This window comes from Sulfitobacter sp. HI0040 (assembly GCF_001634885.1).
Taxonomy (GTDB): Bacteria; Pseudomonadota; Alphaproteobacteria; order Rhodobacterales; family Rhodobacteraceae; genus Sulfitobacter.
The window spans coordinates 1-376 of the sequence record NZ_LWEX01000482.1; the positions used below are offsets into that span (position 1 = coordinate 1).

General features: G+C 62.5%; 1 protein-coding gene. It reads left to right on the plus strand.

Features of this window, described 5'->3' with window-relative positions; genetic code table 11:
• Positions 1 to 80 precede the first annotated feature (80 nt).
• Positions 81 to 376 (plus strand): glutathione S-transferase family protein (locus tag A3728_RS19220; RefSeq protein WP_201722352.1); only part of this gene is annotated, 296 nt, incomplete at its 3' end.

Here is a 376-nt window from a genome sequence, read left to right on the forward strand (position 1 = left end):
GTTCAATGCCGTCCCGCATCTCGACCGGCCAGACCGGCGCGAAGCGCAAACCCATATCTGATCCATTTGAAAGGCTCGCCATGCTGACGCTCCACTATGCCACCGGTACCATCTCCATCGCTGTCGCCATCGCGCTGGAGGAAGCCGGCCTGCCCTATGAAACGATCAAGGTCGATTTCGCCTCTGCCGAACAGACGCAGGCCCCCTATCTCGCGCTCAATCCAAAGGGCCGCGTGCCCCTGCTGGTACTGGAGGACGGCACAAGGCTGACCGAAACGGGCGCGCTTCTTGATTACATCGCGGCCATCGCCCCCGGAGGGGGTCTTCTGCCGGAGGATCCCGTGCTGGCCGCGCATGTTCGGGGCGTCATGTATTA